At 64.6% G+C, this 19,068-nt stretch carries 19 protein-coding genes and 3 pseudogenes; 8 read left to right on the forward strand and 14 right to left on the reverse strand.

The window, feature by feature from the left end; all coding sequences use genetic code 11:
• Positions 1-93: 93 nt before the first annotated feature.
• Positions 94-936, reverse strand: coding sequence for a helix-turn-helix domain-containing protein (locus J2P76_RS15260; RefSeq protein WP_207408536.1), 843 nt, complete (start codon positions 934-936; stop codon positions 94-96).
• A 108-nt stretch (positions 937-1,044) separates the two neighbouring features.
• Between J2P76_RS15260 and J2P76_RS15265 the strand changes: the two genes are divergently transcribed.
• The gene (locus tag J2P76_RS15265; protein ID WP_207408537.1) at positions 1,045-2,196 is read left to right on the forward strand and encodes a metallophosphoesterase; all 1,152 of its coding nucleotides are present in this window, start codon (positions 1,045-1,047) and stop codon (positions 2,194-2,196) included.
• Between the two features lie 9 nt (positions 2,197-2,205).
• Here the strand turns inward: J2P76_RS15265 and J2P76_RS15270 are convergent, their stop codons facing one another.
• The 4 genes from J2P76_RS15270 to J2P76_RS15285 all read right to left on the reverse strand — a co-directional run bounded on the left by J2P76_RS15270 (position 2,206) and on the right by J2P76_RS15285 (position 5,725).
• Positions 2,206-2,919, reverse strand: coding sequence for a class II aldolase/adducin family protein (locus tag J2P76_RS15270; RefSeq protein WP_207408538.1), 714 nt, complete (start codon positions 2,917-2,919; stop codon positions 2,206-2,208).
• Between the two features lie 38 nt (positions 2,920-2,957).
• Entirely contained in the window at positions 2,958-3,947 is a 990-nt protein-coding gene (locus J2P76_RS15275) for a tripartite tricarboxylate transporter substrate binding protein (protein WP_207408539.1), read from the reverse strand.
• Between the two features lie 138 nt (positions 3,948-4,085).
• Positions 4,086-4,715 carry a flavin reductase family protein gene (locus J2P76_RS15280; RefSeq protein WP_207408540.1) on the reverse strand — a complete coding sequence of 210 codons (630 nt, stop codon included), beginning with the start codon at positions 4,713-4,715 and terminating at the stop codon, positions 4,086-4,088.
• 77 nt (positions 4,716-4,792) lie between these two features.
• Positions 4,793-5,725, reverse strand: coding sequence for a 2-hydroxyacid dehydrogenase (locus J2P76_RS15285; RefSeq protein WP_207408541.1), 933 nt, complete (start codon positions 5,723-5,725; stop codon positions 4,793-4,795).
• Positions 5,726-5,797: 72 nt separating this feature from the next.
• Here J2P76_RS15285 and J2P76_RS15290 point away from each other — a divergent pair, with 72 nt between their 5' ends.
• Positions 5,798-6,436, forward strand: a complete 639-nt coding sequence (locus J2P76_RS15290) for a LysE family translocator (protein WP_207408542.1) — start codon at positions 5,798-5,800, stop codon at positions 6,434-6,436.
• A gap of 127 nt (positions 6,437-6,563) precedes the next feature.
• On the opposite strand, the gene J2P76_RS15295 is transcribed toward J2P76_RS15290, so the two are convergent.
• The gene (locus J2P76_RS15295) at positions 6,564-7,217 is read right to left on the reverse strand and encodes an alpha/beta fold hydrolase (RefSeq protein ID WP_207408543.1); all 654 of its coding nucleotides are present in this window, start codon (positions 7,215-7,217) and stop codon (positions 6,564-6,566) included.
• A 376-nt stretch (positions 7,218-7,593) separates the two neighbouring features.
• Here J2P76_RS15295 and J2P76_RS15300 point away from each other — a divergent pair, with 376 nt between their 5' ends.
• Positions 7,594-8,526 (forward strand): MBL fold metallo-hydrolase, encoded by a 933-nt coding sequence (locus J2P76_RS15300; RefSeq protein ID WP_207408544.1) that lies wholly within the window; start codon positions 7,594-7,596, stop codon positions 8,524-8,526.
• Between the two features lie 36 nt (positions 8,527-8,562).
• Here the strand turns inward: J2P76_RS15300 and J2P76_RS15305 are convergent.
• A pseudogene (locus J2P76_RS15305) lies at positions 8,563-8,739 on the reverse strand (DUF1440 domain-containing protein); the annotation flags it as partial.
• 131 nt (positions 8,740-8,870) lie between these two features.
• Positions 8,871-9,278: a carboxymuconolactone decarboxylase family protein gene (locus tag J2P76_RS15310; RefSeq protein WP_207408546.1), complete on the reverse strand. Its 408-nt coding sequence runs from the start codon at positions 9,276-9,278 to the stop codon at positions 8,871-8,873.
• Positions 9,279-9,398: 120 nt separating this feature from the next.
• On the opposite strand from J2P76_RS15310, the gene J2P76_RS15315 reads away from it, so the two are divergent.
• Positions 9,399-10,340 carry a LysR substrate-binding domain-containing protein gene (locus J2P76_RS15315; protein WP_207408547.1) on the forward strand — a complete coding sequence of 314 codons (942 nt, stop codon included), beginning with the start codon at positions 9,399-9,401 and terminating at the stop codon, positions 10,338-10,340.
• A 98-nt stretch (positions 10,341-10,438) separates the two neighbouring features.
• On the opposite strand, the gene arsH is transcribed toward J2P76_RS15315, so the two are convergent.
• The 5 genes and pseudogenes from arsH to J2P76_RS15340 all read right to left on the reverse strand — a co-directional run bounded on the left by arsH (position 10,439) and on the right by J2P76_RS15340 (position 13,394).
• Positions 10,439-11,146, reverse strand: a complete 708-nt coding sequence (gene arsH / locus J2P76_RS15320) for an arsenical resistance protein ArsH (RefSeq protein WP_207408548.1) — start codon at positions 11,144-11,146, stop codon at positions 10,439-10,441.
• The gene (gene arsC, locus J2P76_RS15325; RefSeq protein WP_207408549.1) at positions 11,139-11,561 is read right to left on the reverse strand and encodes an arsenate reductase (glutaredoxin); all 423 of its coding nucleotides are present in this window, start codon (positions 11,559-11,561) and stop codon (positions 11,139-11,141) included. Before arsC ends, arsH begins: the two co-directional genes overlap by 8 nt.
• A 74-nt stretch (positions 11,562-11,635) precedes the next feature.
• Positions 11,636-12,715 carry an ACR3 family arsenite efflux transporter gene (arsB, locus tag J2P76_RS15330; RefSeq protein WP_207409223.1) on the reverse strand — a complete coding sequence of 360 codons (1,080 nt, stop codon included), beginning with the start codon at positions 12,713-12,715 and terminating at the stop codon, positions 11,636-11,638.
• 114 nt (positions 12,716-12,829) lie between these two features.
• A pseudogene (locus J2P76_RS15335) lies at positions 12,830-13,055 on the reverse strand (ArsI/CadI family heavy metal resistance metalloenzyme); the annotation flags it as partial.
• 12 nt (positions 13,056-13,067) lie between these two features.
• Complete coding sequence (locus J2P76_RS15340) at positions 13,068-13,394, reverse strand: ArsR/SmtB family transcription factor (protein ID WP_207408550.1); 327 nt, start codon at positions 13,392-13,394, stop codon at positions 13,068-13,070.
• A gap of 189 nt (positions 13,395-13,583) precedes the next feature.
• Between J2P76_RS15340 and groES the strand changes: the two genes are divergently transcribed.
• The 4 genes from groES to J2P76_RS15360 all read left to right on the forward strand — a co-directional run bounded on the left by groES (position 13,584) and on the right by J2P76_RS15360 (position 17,879).
• Complete coding sequence (gene groES, locus J2P76_RS15345) at positions 13,584-13,871, forward strand: co-chaperone GroES (protein WP_012250823.1); 288 nt, start codon at positions 13,584-13,586, stop codon at positions 13,869-13,871.
• Positions 13,872-13,904: 33 nt separating this feature from the next.
• Positions 13,905-15,545: a chaperonin GroEL gene (gene groL / locus J2P76_RS15350; protein ID WP_207408551.1), complete on the forward strand. Its 1,641-nt coding sequence runs from the start codon at positions 13,905-13,907 to the stop codon at positions 15,543-15,545.
• Positions 15,546-15,802: 257 nt separating this feature from the next.
• Positions 15,803-16,720, forward strand: coding sequence for a YihY/virulence factor BrkB family protein (locus J2P76_RS15355; RefSeq protein WP_207408552.1), 918 nt, complete (start codon positions 15,803-15,805; stop codon positions 16,718-16,720).
• Positions 16,721-16,805: 85 nt separating this feature from the next.
• On the forward strand, positions 16,806-17,879 hold the full coding sequence (locus J2P76_RS15360) for a DUF481 domain-containing protein (RefSeq protein ID WP_207408553.1): 1,074 nt from the start codon (positions 16,806-16,808) through the stop codon (positions 17,877-17,879).
• 95 nt (positions 17,880-17,974) lie between these two features.
• Here J2P76_RS15360 and J2P76_RS15365 read toward each other — a convergent pair.
• Positions 17,975-18,565: pseudogene (locus J2P76_RS15365) on the reverse strand (hemagglutinin repeat-containing protein); the annotation flags it as partial.
• Positions 18,566-19,068 lie beyond the last annotated feature (503 nt).

A 19,068-nucleotide genomic window follows, 5' to 3' on the forward strand; every position in this document is an offset into this window, starting at 1 on the left:
GCGGGCTTCCTGGAAAGTGGCTGCAAGTCCGGGAAGTATCGGGAAACGCGCAAACGGCGTATTGGCAAAAATTGCGGAATGCGGGGCTGGCGGTCAATGCACCGCGCCGTTGGCCGCGGCCCTGGCGAACTGCAGCGGCGTGATTCCGTAGCACCGCTTGAACTGCCTGGTCAGGGCGCTTTGGTCATAAAAGCCCGTTGCCGCGGCCACCTGCGCAATAGGCATCCCGCGGCGCAGAAAATGGCAGGCCCGCCCCAGGCGCACCTGGGTCAGGTAGGTGTGCGGCGTCAGGCCCAGGCAGCGCTTGAACAGGCCGATAAGCTGGAACGGCGTCAGCCCCGCCGCCCCGCTCAGGTCTTCCAGCCGCAAGTCCTGGGCGTACCGGGCATGGACCATATCGATGGCCAGGCGGATCAGCGCCTGGTCGCGCGGCGGCGGATCGATGCGCCCGCCCCCGCTGCCATGCCGTTGATACAGGCGGCCGAAAGTGGAAAACAGCAGCTCGCGTTCGCGGAACAGGTCGCGGCCGTCCTCCAGCGCCCGGTGCAGCGCCAGGAAGCTGCCGATGAGGTCGCTGTCGCTGAACATGTTGCGCGTGAAATAGGGAACATCTTCGATGCCCAGCCCGCGTGCCACGGCATCGACGGCCGACTGCGTCAAGTAAAACGACCGGTAAAGCCAGCGCTCGCTCGAACCCATCCAGCCCGCGTGCGCCTCGACCGGGTTGAAGACGAACAGGGTCGACGAACGCGCCTCTTCCACCACGCCGCGGCTCTTGATCACCGACCCGCCGGTTTCCGTCACCGCGATCACGAAACCGTCATGCGTGTGCGGCGGATATTCCTGGGTAGAGAAATCCGCGTGCATCAGGCTGAGCCCGGGCGTATGGCGGTCCCACCAATAGCGCGACAGGTTCCGGGGGTCGGTGCGGGGCACGATGAATACTCGGATTAAACTGGCGCCGGACCGAGACCCAGGCGCCTGATTGTCTGTGACAACCATTCTAGCAACCCCCCAAACGCCCCTGCCCCCATATTCTTACCTATGTCCAGAGTCTCGTTCCTGCTGCGCCTGATCGCCATTGTCGCCGCCGCCCATGTCTACGTCGGCCTGCGCCTGATTCCCGATCTTTCCCTGTCGGGCGGCCGGCAATGGGCCGGGGTGGCGGCGCTGGTGCTGTCGTGCATCCTGATGCCGGTGTCGCTGGTGATCCGCCCGTTTGCCGCGCGCCCCTGGGCCGACTGGGTGGCCGGCGCCGGGCTGGTGCTCATGGGCCTGTTCTCGTCCCTGTTCGTGCTGACCCTGCTGCGCGACGTGGCGCTGGCCGCGGCGCTGTCGATAAGCGCCCTGGCTTCGGCCGCGCTGCCGGTGCCGGCGCTCAAGACGGCCAGCGCCTTCGCGGTGCTGGCGCTGGCCCTGGCCGCCACGCTGGCGGGCGCGTTCAACGCCCGGCGCCTGGCGCGCGTGGTGCGCGTCGACGTGCCCATCGCCGGCCTGCCCGCCGCGCTGCACGGGTTCACCATTGCCCAGATCAGCGATATCCACGTGGGCCCCACCATCAAGCAAGGCTATGTCGCGCACATCGTCCAGGCGGTCAACGCCCTGCGGCCCGACCTGATCGCCGTCACCGGCGACGTGGTCGACGGCCCGGTGGCGCAACTGGCGCCGCACACCCGGCCGCTGGGCCAGCTGGCCGCGCGCCACGGCGCGTACCTGGTGACGGGCAACCACGAATACTATTCCGGCGCCGGACAATGGGTAGCGGAATTCCGCCGCATAGGCCTGCGCGTGCTGATGAACGAACACGCCGTGCTGGACCACGGCGATGCGCAGCTGGTGGTGGCCGGGGTAACCGACTACAGCGCCGGCGCGTTCGACCCTGCACAGGCCAGCAATCCGGCGGCGGCCCTGGCGGGCGCGCCCGCTGGCGCGATCAGCCTGCTGCTGGCGCACCAGCCCCGCAGCGCCGCCGCGGCCGCCCCGGCCGGCTACCGGCTGCAGCTGTCGGGCCACACGCACGGCGGCCAGTTCCTGCCCTGGAATTTCTTCGTGCGCTTCCAGCAGCCCTTTACCGCCGGCCTGCACCGCTTCCAGGACATGTGGGTATATACCAGCCGCGGCACCGGCTATTGGGGCCCGCCGCTGCGGCTGGGCGCGCCGTCGGAAATCACCTTGCTCAGGCTGGTTGCCGCCTGAGCCCGGCGCCTACTCGTAGGCCTTCTTCTTCCACAATTCCCACGGCCGGTTCATCACGCCGGCCATCATTGCGTCGGCCAGCGCCGCCTCTTCCTGGCTAAGGTAGGTCACTTCGCCGTTCAGGCCGATGGCCTTCTGCTGCAATGCCGCGTTCATTTCGGTATAGATGGCGCGGTACACCGCCACGGGAATGCCGCCGCCCACCGCGACGAAGCCATGGCCGCGCATCAGCGAGATCTGGCGGTCGCCCAGCGTCTGCGCCAGTTCTTTGCCATGGTCGCGGTTGCGCACCAGCATATCGGTATGCCCGAAGCAGCAGCGGATATCGAACACCGGCGCGCCGCCGCCCAGAAAACCGGCCATGTGGTAAATGGGCTGCAGCCGCACCGACGACCCGGCAAAAGGAATCACCGACGGCGAGTGGCTGTGCACCACGGCGTGCACATCGGGCCGCGCCCGGTAGATCTCGCCGTGGATGTAGCGTTCCAGATAAGGCTTGCGGTCATCCTTGGCGGCTACCTCGGAATCCATGCCGAACTCCATGATGTCGTCGGCCGTAACCAGCTCGGGCGCCAACGAGCGCGACAGCAGGAAACGCTGGGCATCGTGCGGATGGCGCACGCTGACGTGGCCGAAGCCGTCCAGCACGCCGAAGCGCGCCAGCACGCGATTGGCGACGACCAGGTCATCGATGCAGGCTTTGAGGTCCGGGGCAATGCTCATGGAGTTTCCTTGAAACGAAGTCTGAAGGCGGGGCAGCGTTATTGCAGCGTAATGCCGGACTGCTTGGCCAGCTTGCCGTACATGTCCAGGTCCTTGTCGATCTGGCTGGCCATGGCCGCGGCGCCGGTTTTCTCGATTTCGTAGTAACGGTCGCGGAAGGCCTTCTGCACGGCCGGATCCGCCATGGTGGCCGTCACGGCCGCCTCGAACTTGTTCTTCACCGCGGCGGGCAGCCCCTGCGGCCCGAACACGCCGAACCATACGGAAATATCCAAGGTTCCGAACGGCTTGGTCTCGGCAATGGCCGGCAGGTCGGGCATGAACGACACCCGCTTGGCGGATGCCACGCCCAGCATGCGCAATTTGCCTGTTTCGGCATGCGGCGCCAGGTTGGGGATCGTGCTGAAAAGAATCGGCACCTGGTTGCCCAGACCGTCATTGACGGCCGGCGCGCACCCCTTGTACGGCACGTGGACCATGTCGAGCTTGGCCGCCTGCTTGATGAATTCGCCGGTAAAGTGCTGCGGCGTGCCGTTGCCGCAGGAAGAATAGCTGAGCTTGCCGTTGTTCTTCTGGATGTAGTCGACCAGTTCGGGCACGGTCTTGGCCGGCATCACCGCATTGACCCCCAGCGCCACGGGCGCGATCACCAGCAACGACACCGGCGCCAGTTCTTTGCGCACGTCGGGCGTGCCGTGCATGTCCAGGCTGGCGTTGATGGTAAGCGTGCTGTTAGTCAGCAGAAAGGTGTACCCGTCGGCCGGCGCGCGGGCCACCTGGCCCGCTCCGATATTGCCCGAGGCGCCGGGCTTGTTGTCCACGATGACAGACTGCCCGCCCAGTTGCGCGGGCAGCTTGGTGGCCAGCAGCCTGGCGATCACATCGGCGCCCCCGCCCGCGGCAAACGGCACGACCAGGGTAATGGGGCGGTCGGGGTAGGTATCGGCGGCGTGGGCGGCGGCCGCCCCCAGCGCAAGGCTCAGCAACAGGGCGTGCGTCGTCCGCCGCAACAGCGAGGCAGTGGGCATGGCAATTGTCTCCGGTACGAATCGTTATTTGAATGCAGGCCATTATCTGGGCGCTGCCATACCGGTTCAAATGAAATAATCTTATTAACCATATGGTCTGGCATATGGGACGCCAGACCATCCTTTGGGCAACGGCGCTCAGCCCTGCCCTGGCCGGAACAGCTCGAAGCGCTTTCCCTCGCTCATGTAGTCCGCCCGGTAGCCGGCCCGCAGCGCCGGATTCGCAAGAAACGTATCGAACAGGCCATCGCGCAGGTACTTGCGGCGGATGTGCACCCCCACCACCTGCCCGAACACGACCCAATGGCCGGCGCTGTCTCCGTTCATGTCTTTCAGGGCCAGGATATCGACCAGCTTGCATTCCAGCACGGCGGGTGAAGCCGCCACATGCGGAGCCTTGATGGCGCGCCCCGCTGCCGGCTCGATCCCCGCCAACTGGAACTCGCTGACTTCGGCGTCCACCGCCTCGGAAGTGGCGTTCATGGTCTCGACCAGCTCGCGGCTGACGAAATTCCAGGCGAACTCGCGCGTCGCCTCGATATTGCGCACGCTGTCTTTGTATCCCGCGCTGGAAAAAGAGATGATGTCCGGCCGCGAACTGACGGCCGAGCAGAAACTGTAGGGCGCCAGATTCGGCTGCCCCGCGGCGTTCAGGCTGGAAATCCAGCCGATGATGCGCGGCGCCACAATGGCCTTGAAAGGATCGTGGGCCAGGCCATGCCCGGCTTCCGGACGATAAAAGTGAATGTCGTCTTGCGTGTCGTCCATGGTTTTCCAGTCTTTGAAATTCCGCGGGAAGAATGCCGCCGGATCCGGCATGTTTCAGGGTCCGGCCCCGGCAGCGGCTATAGCGGGGTCAGCAGCGGCTGGCCGGCAAAGTGGCGCCTGGCATTTTCGATGAAATTAGTGAACATGGCCCGCATGGATTCGGGCGAGCGCCCGGCGACATGCGGCGTCAGAACCAGGCGGGGCGCGCCGTCCAGGGCGCGCGAAAGCGCGGGCTCGCCCTCGTAGACATCGAGCGCGGCGCCGGCAATCCCGTCCTGGTGCAGCGCGGCAACCAGCGCATCGGTATCGACGACGCTGCCCCGGGCAACATTGACGACATAGCCGCGCGGCCCCAGGGCCGACAGTACGTCTGCATTGATCAGCCGCGCCGTGCCCGGCCCGCCGGGCGTCGCCACCACAAGATAATCCGCCCAGGCCGCGAGCTGCAGCAGATCGTCGAAATAGCGCAGCGCCGAATCCGGGCGCGGCCTGCGGTTATGGTAGGCCACTTCCATGTCAAAGCCCGCCGCGCGCCGCGCTACCGCGGCGCCTATCGAGCCCAGCCCGACGATGCCCAGGCGCTTGCCGGATACGTTCGGCTGCATCGGAATGCCGTCGCGCCAGGCCCCCCGGCGCACGTTCGCGTCAAGAAACGGAATGGCCCGGACCACCCCCAGCAACAAGGCAAAGGCATGATCGGCCACGCAGGCCGAGTTGGTGCCGGCGCCATTTGCCAGCGCTATGCCGCGCCGGCGCGCGTACTCGATCGGGATATTCTCGTAGCCGACGCCCAGCGCCGCCAGCAGGCCCACATTCGGCATTCGTTCAAGATCCGGCACGGCGATGCCCGTGGTGCCATTTGTCAGCACGGCTTCAAACCGGCTTGCATGGGCAGCGATGGCGGATTCCCGGCTGGCCGCATCGGGGGCTTGCACCACGTCGAAATCGCCGCGCAGCAGCGACAGGTCATCGCCCGAAAGCGGAATCAGGACCAGCAGGGATCGGCTCATGAAACGGATCTGAGAAATGGGTCGAAGGAAAGATACAATTTACCTCTTCTTTCTCCGGCCTCGGATCGGATCATGCCTAGCCTGCAAATGCTGCTGCTGTTCCTGGCCGCCGACATGGCGCTCAAACTGACGCCCGGGCCGGACATGGCGCTGACGCTGACGCGCGGCATGACCCAGGGATTCCGCACCGCCTGGTTCAGCGTGCTTGGCACTTCATCGGCGGGCTTCATTCAGATTCCGCTGGTGGTGCTGGGCCTGGCCGCTCTTTTCCAGCATTCGCCCGCGCTGTTCGCGGCGGTAAAGATCCTTGGCGCGCTGTACCTGGCCTACCTGGGTGTGCGCGCCCTGCGCCGCTGCACCCGTTCGCACAGCCTGGCGGGCGGCGCCCGGGCCGCATCGCTGCGCGACGCCTACTGGCAGGGCCTGTTCACCAATCTGCTGAATCCCAAGGTCTTCCTGTTTCTGGTGGCCTTCCTGCCGCAATTCACCGACCCCGCCCTGGGCCCGATCTGGATACAGATGCTGGTGCTGGCGCTCATCTCCAAGACGATGGGACTGGCCACCGGCGCGATGTTAGCCTATGGCGCTTCCCGCATCCGTGGGTGGCTGGTGCGCAACCCCTGGTTCATGCGTCTGCAGGAAGGCATGCTGGGCGCGGCCATGCTGGGAATTGCCGGCTGGCTGCTGCTGAGCCGCGACCCGGTGCGCTGACTGGGCGGAACCGCCGCTTGCCGCCGGCAGGCCGCGCGCGGGATCAGGACATGGCCATCAGCGCGGCCGGCGCGTTCATGTCGGTTTCGAGCTGGGTGCGCAGTGCAGCACCGCCGTGGCAAAAGGCCTACCCGTGTTGCAGCAAAATCCTGGCCAGGGCCTCGGGCGCCAGCCGCGGAATATCGTGCGCGCAGTCCAGGCGATGCGTGGTCCATTCCGGGTCCAGCCGCAGGCGTTCGTACAGATCGATGAACGGGCTGCCTTCCCAGCCGAACGCGGCGATGAAGGTTTTGGCGGGCACATTGCGCCAATTGCCCGTCAGCCTGATCGCCTGCAGAAAGGTGGCAATGGGATGGGGGCGGCAGCGCTTGTCGAGATGGGCCGAGGGCGCGCAATTAAGGCCATCCGCGGCCACGCCCGCAACGAAGCGGTCGCGGTAGTTCTGGGTAGTCAGCGACCAGACCGATGCGCCGTCGTCCGGCACATAGGCATCGGCGTACACGATCGCCTTGACGCGCGACGCTTCCCGGTCGGCCGCGCCGGTGACGACCATTCCTCCGTACGAATGGCCGACCAGAACGGCGGGCGTGTCGCCTGCGCGTATCGCCTGAACTACTTCGTCAATATGGCGTTCGAGATTGGCGCCCGGCGCGGGTTCGTCGCCCAGCCCCGGCAGCGTAAGCGCCTGCACTTCGTGGCCCTGGCCTGACAGCGCCTGGCCGACAGCGTCGAAGGCCCAGCCTCCGTGCCAGCCGCCTGGCACTAAAACGAATCTTGCCATCTGCTTTGTCCTTGCGGGTGCGCTGGCCAGCGCCAGGAAGATGCGGCCGGAATCGACCCATTATAGGCGCCGGCTTCCGGCCGGCATGATGCGTCGGCAAGCGTCCCGGACTGCAGAAATCCCTGTGCCGAAGCCGGCACGAAAGTGCGCTGACCGGCCTCATACGAGAAACGGTCGCATCCGCCGATTGTTGCCGTTTGGTCAACATACTGAAGGCCTTCCCGATACTACTGGCGCTGGCGCTGGCTCACTAGAATTTGTCGCAACGATGGTTGCACCAGCCGCTGCAACGATCGAACAGAAGGTCCGCGCAACCACGCGCACCCGCAACCTGCCGCACTGCGGCGCATCCACCCAATTGAATGGAGTAGTGAAAATGAGCCAGACAACCCGTAATGTGCAGCCGGTTACCGCCAGATTCGGCAAAGAAAGCTCAGGCGAATTGGTGCCTTCCCGCTATGCCGTGCGCGTGGGCGATGTCGACGTCGTGCTGATCAGCGACGGCATTCTGCCGCTGCCGACCTCGACCATGTCCACCAACGTCAACGAATCGGACCGCAACGAATGGTTCGATGGCCGGTTCCTGCAGCGCGACATGTTCGACTGGGCCTTGAATATCGCGCTTATCCGCAGCGGAGAACGCCTGATCCTGGTCGACTCGGGCGTAGGCGACGGTTTCGAATACTTCTCGCGCGCCGGCCGGTCGGTAATGCGCCTGGAATCGGCCGGCATCGACCTGGCCGCGATCACCGATATCGTGATTACGCACATGCACATGGATCACGTCGGCGGGCTGAATATCGATGGCGTCAAGGCCAGGCTGCGCCCGGACGTGCGCATTCACGTAGCGGCCTCGGAAGTGGAGTTCTGGAAAAATCCGGATTTCAGCAAGACCGTGATGCCGGAAGCGGTTCCTCCCGCGCTCCGCAAGGCGGCGGCGAAGTTCGTGGAACTGTACCGCGACAACATCGTGCAATTCGGCCAGACCGTGGAAGTCGCCCCGGGCGTGTCGGCGCGCGTGACGGGCGGGCACACGCCGGGACATTGTGTCGTGGACGTCGCCTCGAAAGGCGAAAAGCTGACATTCGTGGGCGACGCAATTTTCGAAGTCGGCTTCGACAATCCCGATTGGCAAAATGGCTTCGAGCACGATCCTGAAAAAGCCGTGGACGTGCGCATCTCGCTGCTCAATGAGGCCGCCGAAACCGGCGCCATGCTGGCGGCGGCGCATGTCGCGTTTCCGTCTATCGGCCACATCGCCAAGAACGGCAAGAGCTTCCGTTTTGTGCCGGTACAGTGGGATTACTGATTGATGCCCGGCCACTCGCCATCTGGTTTGTCGTTTTCAGTGCGCCGGGCGCAGCATGGCACGGCGCACGCATTCGATGGTCCAGATCCAGAGCGCCGTGCCAACCAGCTCTGAAATCAGCCCGGCCGTGCCGATGTCCCAGGGGCGCGGCGCGATGCCCAGCAGCGGCAGCACGATGCAATGGGCCCCCACCGCGGCGACCAGCACAGTGAAAAGACACCCATGCGATCACCACGGCGGGTTCGCGGGGCCGGCCGTAAGATCGTGGCGATGCGGATGCGGATGCCTTCCATCGCGGAATTCATGCGCAGCACTTCCATGAAGCCGCGCACGAACCACCGGCGTCACATCGTCGACGCCGGCTCCAGAGGCAGCGCGATGCCGCATTCGTCGAAAACGCGCCGCACCTCCGCCAAGCCGTTCAAGGCTGCCGGAAAGCCCGCATAGACCGCCATCTGCATCACGGTCTCCACAATCTCAGCAGGCTTGCAGCCGACGTGCAGCGCCGCGTGCAAATGCACGCGCAGCTGCGGCGCGGCGTTTCCCATGGCGCACAGGGCCGCAACCACGGCGAGCTCTCGTTCGCGCAAGCCCAGGCCCGGGCGCGTATAGATGTCCCCGAAAGGGAACTCCACCACGTAAGTCGCGAAATCCGGAAACGCCTGCCGCAGCGACTCTACGACGGCAACGCCGGCTTCGCCGTCCACCGCGTGCAACTGCTGCAGGCCTGCTTTATATCGTTCGGATGTCATGGCATGTGTCCTTTATCGGCTCGTTGGTCATGGCCGCCGCCACAAAGCGGCAACCGGAGCCGCTACTCTAGGCACGGACGCAAGAGACTGGAATGACAGATTTCGTGATACCTTTTAGGTATGACCGCCGCTCTCGATTTCCGTGGCCTCGTCCTGTTTCTGGCGGTGGCCGACACGCTCAGCTTCCGCCAGGCCGCCGACCGGCTGCACATGTCGCAGCCGCCGCTCAGCCGCGCCATCCGGCAGATGGAAGACCGGCTGGGCACGCCCTTGTTCTTCAGAGACACCCATGCAGTGCGCCTGACGCCGGCCGGCGAACGGCTGCTGCCGCATGCGCGCAAGATCATGCGGCAGCTGGCCCAGGCCGAGGCCAGCATCGCATCGCCCGCGCTGCCCGCACGGCTGCGCCTGGGCATGACGAGCGCGGTAGAGCCGCCGTGGTTCCGCGGGTTGGCGGCGCGCATCGCGTCGTCCGGGCGCTTCGATGCGGTGCCCACCGAATTCGATACGTCACCCCGGCTGGTGCGGCGCCTGCGTGCGCGGCGGCTTGACGCCGCCTTCATCGCCCTGCCCACGGAAACCGAGGGCCTGGCCGTGATCGAGCTGGATCGCCAGCCCATGGTGGTGGCCATGCCCAGCGCTCATCCGCTGGCCAGGCGCCGGGCCGTGTCGCTGCACGATCTGGCGGACGCCACGTTGTATGCATTCGAAAGGGCGCGGCAACCGGCATTCTTCGATCACTGCCACGCGGTGTTCCGCCATCATGGTTTCGCGCCGCGGACACTACGCGAACCGGAAGACCACCACGTATTGCTGGCCGGCGTCGCCAGCGGCGAGGCCTTCGCGCTGCTGCCCCGGTCCTTCATGTCCATGAAGCGCGCCGGGGTCAGCTACCGGCCGCTAAAGGAAGGCGAACAGCTGGCGGTCACCATCGGCCTGGCCACGCTGCCCGACCGCCAGGAACTCCAGCAGGTGGTATGCGGGCTGCTGCCCGGGCAAGTGAAACCGCGTCCATGGCCTTCGGCAGGCACGGCCCGAGGGCGCCACGGCCCGTCGCCATAGGGCAAGGCAAGGCGCCGGGAACCGCATGTCCGTTTCGCATGCCGGCCATATCCGTTCGGACTCGGTCAATTGTTGAGCGCCCCGCCTCAATACCTATCCTAAGGTTTGAGCTCTGCGGGTACGGGAGTTTCCTTCCGCTCGCTATAGCGATCCACAAGATACGGTGCGACATCCCGCGTAAGCAAGGTGAACTTCATCAACTCTTCCACGACATCGACGATACGATCATAGTAAGGCGAAGGCTTCATGCGCCCCGTGTCGTCGAACTCCTGGTACGCCTTGGCGACCGACGACTGGTTGGGTATGGTCAGCATCCGCATCCACCGGCCCAGCAGGCGCATCTGGTTCACGGCGTTAAACGACTGCGACCCGCCCGACACCTGCATGACTGCAAGCGTCTTGCCCTGGGTCGGGCGTACAGCGCCCACCGACAGCGGGATCCAGTCGATCTGCGTCTTCATCAGGCCCGTCATGGCGCCATGGCGTTCCGGCGAGCTCCAGACCATCCCTTCCGCCCATTGCACCAGGTCGTGCAGCTCGCGAACCTTCGGATGGCTGTCACTGGCATCATCGACCAACGGAAGGCCGGACGGGTTGAACAAGCGCGCATCGCCTCCCAGGGCCCGAAGCAGCCGCGCGGCTTCCTCGGCGACCAGGCGGCTGTAGGAGCGCTCGCGCAGCGATCCATACAGCACCAGGAAGCGCGGCGCATGGGTCGCGCGTCTGGGCGCAAACAGTTCGGCAGGATTGGGAGCTTGGAATAGCGGCGCGTCAATATTGGGCAAGTCGACCAGCAAGTCAGACACGACGGCCCTCCGCGTTGATCACCGGCTCGCCGTCTTCCTTGTTGAATGCGCCGCGCTGTGGTTGCGGCAAGATATCCAGAACCGCCTCAGATGGGCGGCACAGGCGAGTACCGAGAGGGGTAACCACGATGGGGCGATTGATCAGGATCGGATACTGGAGCATGAAGTCGATCAGCTGCTCCTCTGTCCATTTCGGATTCGCCAGCCCCAGATCGTCGTACGGCGTGCCTTTCTGCCGGAGCACATCCCGCGCCGGCACACTCATAGCGGAAATCAACGACTTGAGCGTTTCGGCGTCAGGCGGAGTCTTCAAATACTCGATGATCGTCGGCTCCTCGCCGCTGTTGCGAATCAATCCGAGGACATTGCGCGATGTTCCGCAGGCGGGGTTGTGATAGATCGTGATGGAACTCATGAGATACCTCTGTTGACGCAAGACTGGATTTCAATGAGCTGCGGGCCGCGCACGCGGCAGGATCGGCTTGCACGTCAGTTCCGCTGGGTGCCGGCGTCGTACCAGCCTTTGCTCTGGTTGACGATCCGCACAACGAGCAACATGACGGGCACCTCGATGAGTACTCCCACAACTGTCGCCAAGGCGGCTCCGGACTGGAATCCGAACAGGCTGATCGCGGCGGCGACGGCCAGTTCAAAGAAGTTGGATGCTCCGATCAGCGCGGACGGGCATGCAATGCTGTGCTTTTCGCCAACCCGGCGATTAAGCCAGTACGCCAGGCCCGAATTGAATAGCACCTGAATGAGAATGGGCACGGCCAGCATCGCGATCACCAACGGCTGGCCGATGATGGCTTCGCCCTGGAACGCGAACAACAGCACCAGCGTCAGCAGCAAAGCCGCCATCGAGAACGGTCCGATTCGCTCCAATGCCCGGTCGAAGGCCGCCTGCCCGCGGCGCAGCAGCGCGCGGCGCCAAAACTGGGCAAGAATGACCGGAATGACGATGTACAGCCCCACGGACACCAGCAAGGTATCCCATGGCACGGTGATGGCGGACAAGCCCAGCAGCAGCCCAACGACGGGCGCGAAGGCGAACACCATGATCGTGTCATTCAGGGCCACCTGGGACAGCGTGAAAGCCGGATCGCCGCCCGTCAACCGACTCCACACGAACACCATGGCGGTGCACGGCGCGGCGGCCAGAAGGATCAGGCCCGCGATGTAGCTGTCCAGTTGGTCTGCCGGCAACCAGGGGGAAAAGACTTGCCGGATGAATAGCCAGCCCAGGAAAGCCATCGAGAACGGCTTGACGGCCCAGTTGATGAACAGGGTCACGCCAATGCCACGCCAATGCTGCTTGACCCGGCCCAGCGCGCCGAAGTCCACCTTGAGCAGCATCGGGATGATCATGACCCAGATCAGGATTCCTACGGACAGGTTCACCTGGGCGACTTCCCAGCGGCCGATGGTCTGGAATAGCGCGGGCATCAGTTGGCCAAGCGCCACGCCCAGCACGATGCAGAGGAAGACCCACAGCGTAAGGTAGCGCTCGAAAACACTCATCCCGGAGCGCTGGCGCGAAGCCAGCGCCGCCTGTGTACTGGATGGCATAGGTTTATTCCCTGGACTGGCCGATACCGCGAAGCTTGGACTGGAGCGACAGAGCATCCCGGCGATCGAGCGGCAAGGGGTTTGGGCTGCAGCAGCCGGCCGGCGCCGTAGCTTCCTGGATGGCTGGCTGACAAGTTCCTCGGCGCTTTCGGCTTGAATGCCGAAATGGTCTACCCCGTGGCCAGCGCCGCGGGTAGATATCGCGAAGTTCACTGGCGGATCGTCCAGCATCCATTTTGCGTAGTCCGACGCGAGCGGGCTCCTGGGCAAACAACCGGGAGTAAAAACCGATGTTCCTGGCCAGATCGTCGACGTGCAGATGAACGTGAAAGCGCTTCATGGAAGCCCCCGGTTAGCAGGTGGTGCAGCCGCCCGGGTTGGAAGCCTCGCAGGAGGCCCCTTCGCAGCAATGCTCCGTGAGATACCCGAGCAACCCATTCATCCGGGAAAAATCGGCGCGATAGATCAGATTGCGCCCCTGCTGCTCGACGCTGACCAGACCGGCATGCGCGAGTTCCTTCAGATGAAAGGACAGGGTGTTGCGGGCGACGCCAAGCTGATCAGCCAGGACACTGGGGGTAAGGCCCGGAAGCCCGGCCACCACTAGAGCGCGGAATGCGCGCAGGCGCTGGGGATGGGCGAGGCCTGCAAGGGCGGCAATGGCCTGGTTCTCATTCATTATTCGATAATACAACGTTTATTGAATCTTGGCTTCGACAGTTGGCCCAAATATGTAACAGCCACCCCCTCCCCCCTTGAACGCCGCCGCATCATCCCTATAATTAGCACTCGCTGCTGGTGAGTGCTAACACCGCCTCCCGGCCTGAATCCGATCATTTCACCCTTCTATAGAAACAGGAGTTCCCTCATGGCCCTGCGTCCCCTGCACGATCGCGTGATCGTCAAACGCCTGGACAACGAGCGCAAGACTGCCTCGGGCATCGTCATCCCCGACAGCGCCGCTGAAAAGCCGGATCAAGGCGAAGTCGTTGCCGTTGGCCCGGGCAAGAAGACCGAAGACGGCAAAGTGCTGCCGGTCGACCTGAAGGCTGGCGACAAGGTTCTGTTTGGCAAGTATGCCGGCCAGTCGGTGAAAGTCGACGGCGAAGAGCTGCTCGTCATCCGCGAGGAAGAAATCCTCGCCGTGATCCAGTAATTACCTGAACCGAATTTTCGAAGGAAGCTCACAATGGCTGCCAAGCAAGTCCTGTTCGGCGACGACGCCCGTGTCCGCATCGTTCGCGGCGTGAATGTCCTCGCCAATGCTGTCAAAACCACCCTCGGCCCCAAAGGCCGCAACGTCGTGCTCGAGCGTTCGTTCGGCGCCCCCACCGTCACCAAGGACGGCGTGTCGGTTGCCAAAGAAATCGAACTGAAAGACAAGTTCGAGAACATCGGCGCCCAGCTGGTGAAAGACGTTGCCTCGAAGACCTCGGACAACGCCGGCGACGGCACCACCACCGCCACCGTGCTGGCCCAGGCCATCGTGCAGGAAGGCCTGAAGTACGTTGCCGCCGGTTTCAACCCCATCGACCTGAAGCGCGGCATCGACAAGGCCGTGACCGCCGCCGTGGCTGAACTGGCCAAGCAATCGAAGCCGGTCACCACCAGCAAGGAAATCGCCCAGGTCGGCTCGATCTCGGCCAACAGCGACGAATCCATCGGCAAGATCATCGCCGACGCGATGGACAAGGTCGGCAAGGAAGGCGTCATCACCGTCGAAGACGGCAAGTCGCTGGACAACGAGCTGGACGTGGTCGAAGGCATGCAATTCGATCGCGGCTACCTGTCGCCCTACTTCATCAACAACCCCGACAAGCAAGTCGCCGCGCTGGACGATCCGTACGTCCTGATCTTCGACAAGAAGATCAGCAACATCCGCGACCTGCTGCCCGTGCTGGAACAAGTCGCCAAGTCGAGCCGTCCGCTGCTGATCATCGCTGAAGACGTCGAAGGCGAAGCGCTGGCCACCCTGGTGGTGAACAACATCCGTGGCATCCTGAAGACCACCGCCGTCAAGGCGCCTGGCTTCGGCGACCGCCGCAAGGCCATGCTGGAAGACATCGCCATCCTGACGGGCGGCGTGGTCATCTCGGAAGAAACCGGCATGTCGCTGGAAAAAGCCGGCCTGCAAGAGCTGGGCCAGGCCAAGCGCATCGAAGTGGGCAAGGAAAACACCACCATCATCGACGGCGCTGGCGACAGCAAGTCGATCGAAGCGCGTGTGAAGCAGATCCGCGTCCAGATCGAAGAAGCCACTTCGGACTACGACCGTGAAAAGCTGCAAGAGCGCGTGGCCAAGCTGGCCGGCGGTGTTGCGGTGATCCGCGTCGGTGCCGCCACCGAAGTCGAAATGAAGGAAAAGAAGGCCCGCGTCGAAGACGCCCTGCACGCGACCCGTGCCGCGGTGGAAGAAGGCGTGGTGGCTGGCGGCGGCGTGGCGCTGCTGCGCGCCAAGCAGGCCATTGCCGGCCTGAAGGGCGACACGGCTGACCAGAACGCCGGCATCAAGCTGATTCTGCGCGCTGTCGAAGAGCCCCTGCGCACCATCGTTACCAACGCCGGCGAAGAAGCCAGCGTCGTGGTCAACACCGTGCTCAACGGCAAGGGCAACTACGGCTACAACGCCGCTACCGGCGAGTACACCGACCTGGTCGAACAAGGCGTGCTGGATCCCACCAAGGTGACCCGCACCGCCCTGCAGAACGCCGCCTCGGTGGCCAGCCTGCTGCTGACGGCCGAAGCCGCCGTGGTCGAACTGGCTGAAGACAAGCCCGCTGCTCCTCCCATGCCCGGCGGCATGGGCGGCATGGGCGGCATGGACTTCTAAGTCCGCGCCGCTGCCGCGAGCATCCCCGGCCTGCCCGGGGATACGCCAGACCAACACCCCCAAGGGTTCGCCCCTGGGGGTGTTTTTTTTGCCGCCGGGCCGCCCCAAGGCAAAAACGCCCCCTCGGGGGGCAGCAAGCGCAGCGCAGCGTGGGGGCTTTTTTTTGCCTAGCGCAAGGACGGGCACATGGCTTGCGGATTGTGGGCAGCCGAACCGTCCCCCTACAATGCGGGGATTCCGACTGCGAAATGAGTGCCATGACTATTCCGCCCCGCTTGCTGCAAATGCTGCGCCCCTCGGAAATCTACGGGCTGCTGGTCGATTCGGCCAAGCAGTGGTCGGGGCACCGGGCCTCCAGCAAAGGGGCGGCGCTGTCGCTGTACATGGTGTTCTCGCTGGCGCCGATGCTGATCCTGGTGATTGCCGTGGCGGGTATTTTCTTTGGCGAAGAGGCGGTGCGCTCGGAATTGTTCGCGCAGGTGCGCGACCTGACCGGCGCGCGCGGCGCCGAGGTCATCCAGACCGTGCTGGCCAGCGCCCACGAATCCGGCGGCGGCTGGATCGCGGCGTTGCTGTCGATTGCGGTGCTGCTGTTCAGCGCGACCACGGCGTTTGCCGAGCTGCAGGCCAGCCTGGACGAACTGTGGGACGCCACCAGCCAGCGCAAGTCGGGCCTGCAGGGCATGGTGCGCAGCCGCATGGTGTCGTTCGGCCTGGTGCTGGTGCTGGCGCTGTTCCTGCTGCTGTCGCTGGTGATGAACGCGGCGCTGGGCGCGGCCAAGGGCTATTACGGCGACCTGTGGACGCATTCCACGTTCGCCCTGGTGGCGGGGTGGATCGCCAACCTGTTCTCGTTCGCGGTGGTAACGGCCTTGTTCGCGGTGGTGTACAAGCTGCTGCCCAGCATCACCATCCCCTGGCGCGACGTGATTCCTGGCGCCATCGTGACGGCGGCGCTGTTCCTGGTGGGCAAGTGGGGCATCGGCCTGTACCTGGGCCGCGGCGGCACGGTGTCGGCCTACGGGGCGGCGGGCTCGCTGATCGCGCTGCTGCTGTGGATCTACTATTCCGCGCAGATTTTCTTCTTCGGCGCCGTGTTCACGCGGCAGTTCGCCGAGCGCTTCGGCAGCCGCAAGCGGGCCGAACCCGGCGAGCCGCCCGCATCCCGGGCATGAAGCCCCGCGCCGCCGGATAAAAACGGTCACACGCGGCGGGGACCCGTGCGTTTAGGATAGGGGCTTGCCACGATGTCCGCCGCCCATGTCCCGACCGCTATGGATTGCCCCGCTGCCCGCTTCGACCCGTTTCCGGCGCCTGGCCGGGGCGCCGCTGTTGCTGGCCCTGGCGGCCGGCCCGGCCTGCGCCGATACGGTATGGCTGAATAATGGCGACCGCCTGACCGGCACGATCCAGTCGCTGGACAACGGCTACCTGCTGATCCACACCGACTACGGCGGCGACATGCGCATCGCGTTCGACCACGTGCAGACCCTGCAGAGCGACACGCCGCTGGTCATCCGCGACGCTTCCATGGAACACGATTACCGCGCCAAGCTGGTGGGCGCCGGGCCCGGCACGGTGGTGCTGGACGGCGTGCGGCGCCAGGACGGCCAGGCCCGGCCCGTGACGGCGGACGTGCCGCTCAAATCGCTGGAAAGCGTGGTGAGGCCCCGCCCGTTCCTGCGCGAAACATCCGTGACCGGGCACGTGGACCTGGCGGCCACCAGCAAGTCGGCGTCGAACGACACGCGGGACTATTCGGCCACGGTGAACACCACGATACGCCACGGCCTGTGGCGCCACCAGTTCAACGGCCTGTACCTGCACAGCAAGGAAGACGACAGCGTCAACACCAACAACTACGGCATGGACTACACGCTGGACCGCTTCCTGACCGAGAAGGCGTTCTGGCAGGTGCGGCTGATGCACCGGCGCGACTGGATCGAAGACTTGAACCGCCAGACGGCGTACGGCACCGGGCCGGGCTACCAGTTCTGGGACAACGAGCTGGGCGCGTTCTCGATGTCGGCCCTGCTGGGCCGGGTGCACTACGGCTACAGCGACGGCAACAGCGATGCGGCGTATGCCGCCAGCCTGCGCTGGGACTATGTGCGGTACTTCAGCGGCAAGGAATTCGAACTGTTCACCAAGGGCGAACTGATGCGGCCCTTCGAGGGCAGCGCCAAGGCGGCGGTCAACGGCGAAATCGGCGTGCGCTACAACATGAACAGCTGGCTGTCGCTGTACTTGAAGTACGCCCGCAACCAGGTCAGCAGCACGTTCGAAAGCCTGAACGAATCCATCTACAGCACCGGGCTGGGATTGCGCTGGTAGATGCATAGGCAGGTGTCTGGCTCCCGCAGGGTGTCAGACACCTGGATAAGCTGCCGATCCTGCGATACGGGTGCTGAGCGGCGGTTCGAATTCAACTATCGCAGTCCCGCGTCGTGCGGGCCAGCGGTGTCGGCGCGTTGGGCGGCGGGGCAGCCTGCGCAGCAGGCCGAGGGCGCCTGGTTGCGCNTGATGGCGCTTTGCGTGGTCGAACTGGCGTCTCCGCTGGCCGCCGCCACTACCGGCATGCCCAGGCCCAGCCCCCCGCCGGTGCTGGGCACCGAGGTTCCATGCTCCTTGGTGGCTCCGCCCGCGACTTCATTGTCTTTGGTGGCGCCCAGGTCATCACCGCCGCCAAAATTCACGCCTCCGCCCACCAGCGTGGTGTTATCGCCCACTCTTACCTGGAACCCGCCGTCGCCGGCCCACAGGCCGCTTTGCTGGGTCACCGAGTCGTACTCGCTGTGCATCTTGCCCGTGCCGGCGTTGGCCGACACGGATCCGACCACGCAGCCCGTCACGCAGACCGATGCGCCCAGGCCGCTACTGCTCTGCTTGCTGTCGTAGCGGCTGCTGTCCTGCAGGCTTTGCACCAGCAGGTCGCCGCCGACGTCGGCCACGATCTGTTCGGCCTTGCCCGCCGCGCCTATCAGCGACGTATCGCCACCCGATTGCAGGGCCAGGGTGTTGCCGGCGGTGACTGCCTAATGATTTATTAAAGAGCGGTGGAGATTTTTAATCTCTCGAATTTGAACTCAGGTGTGCGGTATGCGTGACCAGGGAGATTGCGGGGGTCGAAGAAAATTTTGTCATCCAGATGAGCCTTGACCGCCTGCCTGATCAACTGCCTCATTCAGGACGACTTCGCGTGTCGAAGAAGAACTCCGTCAACTGGATGTATACGGTATCGGGCGTTAGTTGCTCCACGTTGTACGCCGGCGTCGATAGCAGTTTGTCCAGACCGAACAAATCCACATATGCTGGCCCAAAAATTTTGTGAGACAAGTGTAGCCCGCCCCTCCAACTGGTTGATCACGTCCGTTCGCATCTCGTTGTGGTGCGCATACTGATCGCGGATCGTCAAGCGTGGTCCACTCTCAACCTCTTCGGCGCTGGCGCCCGGCCTGGGCTCGAGCATATAGCCAAGCACGCTGCTCAGACTTGCACCGGCGGCACCGCTGCCGCAGGCTGC

This window comes from Bordetella petrii (assembly GCF_017356245.1).
In the GTDB taxonomy this organism is placed as follows: domain Bacteria; phylum Pseudomonadota; class Gammaproteobacteria; order Burkholderiales; family Burkholderiaceae_B; genus Bordetella_A; species Bordetella_A petrii_D.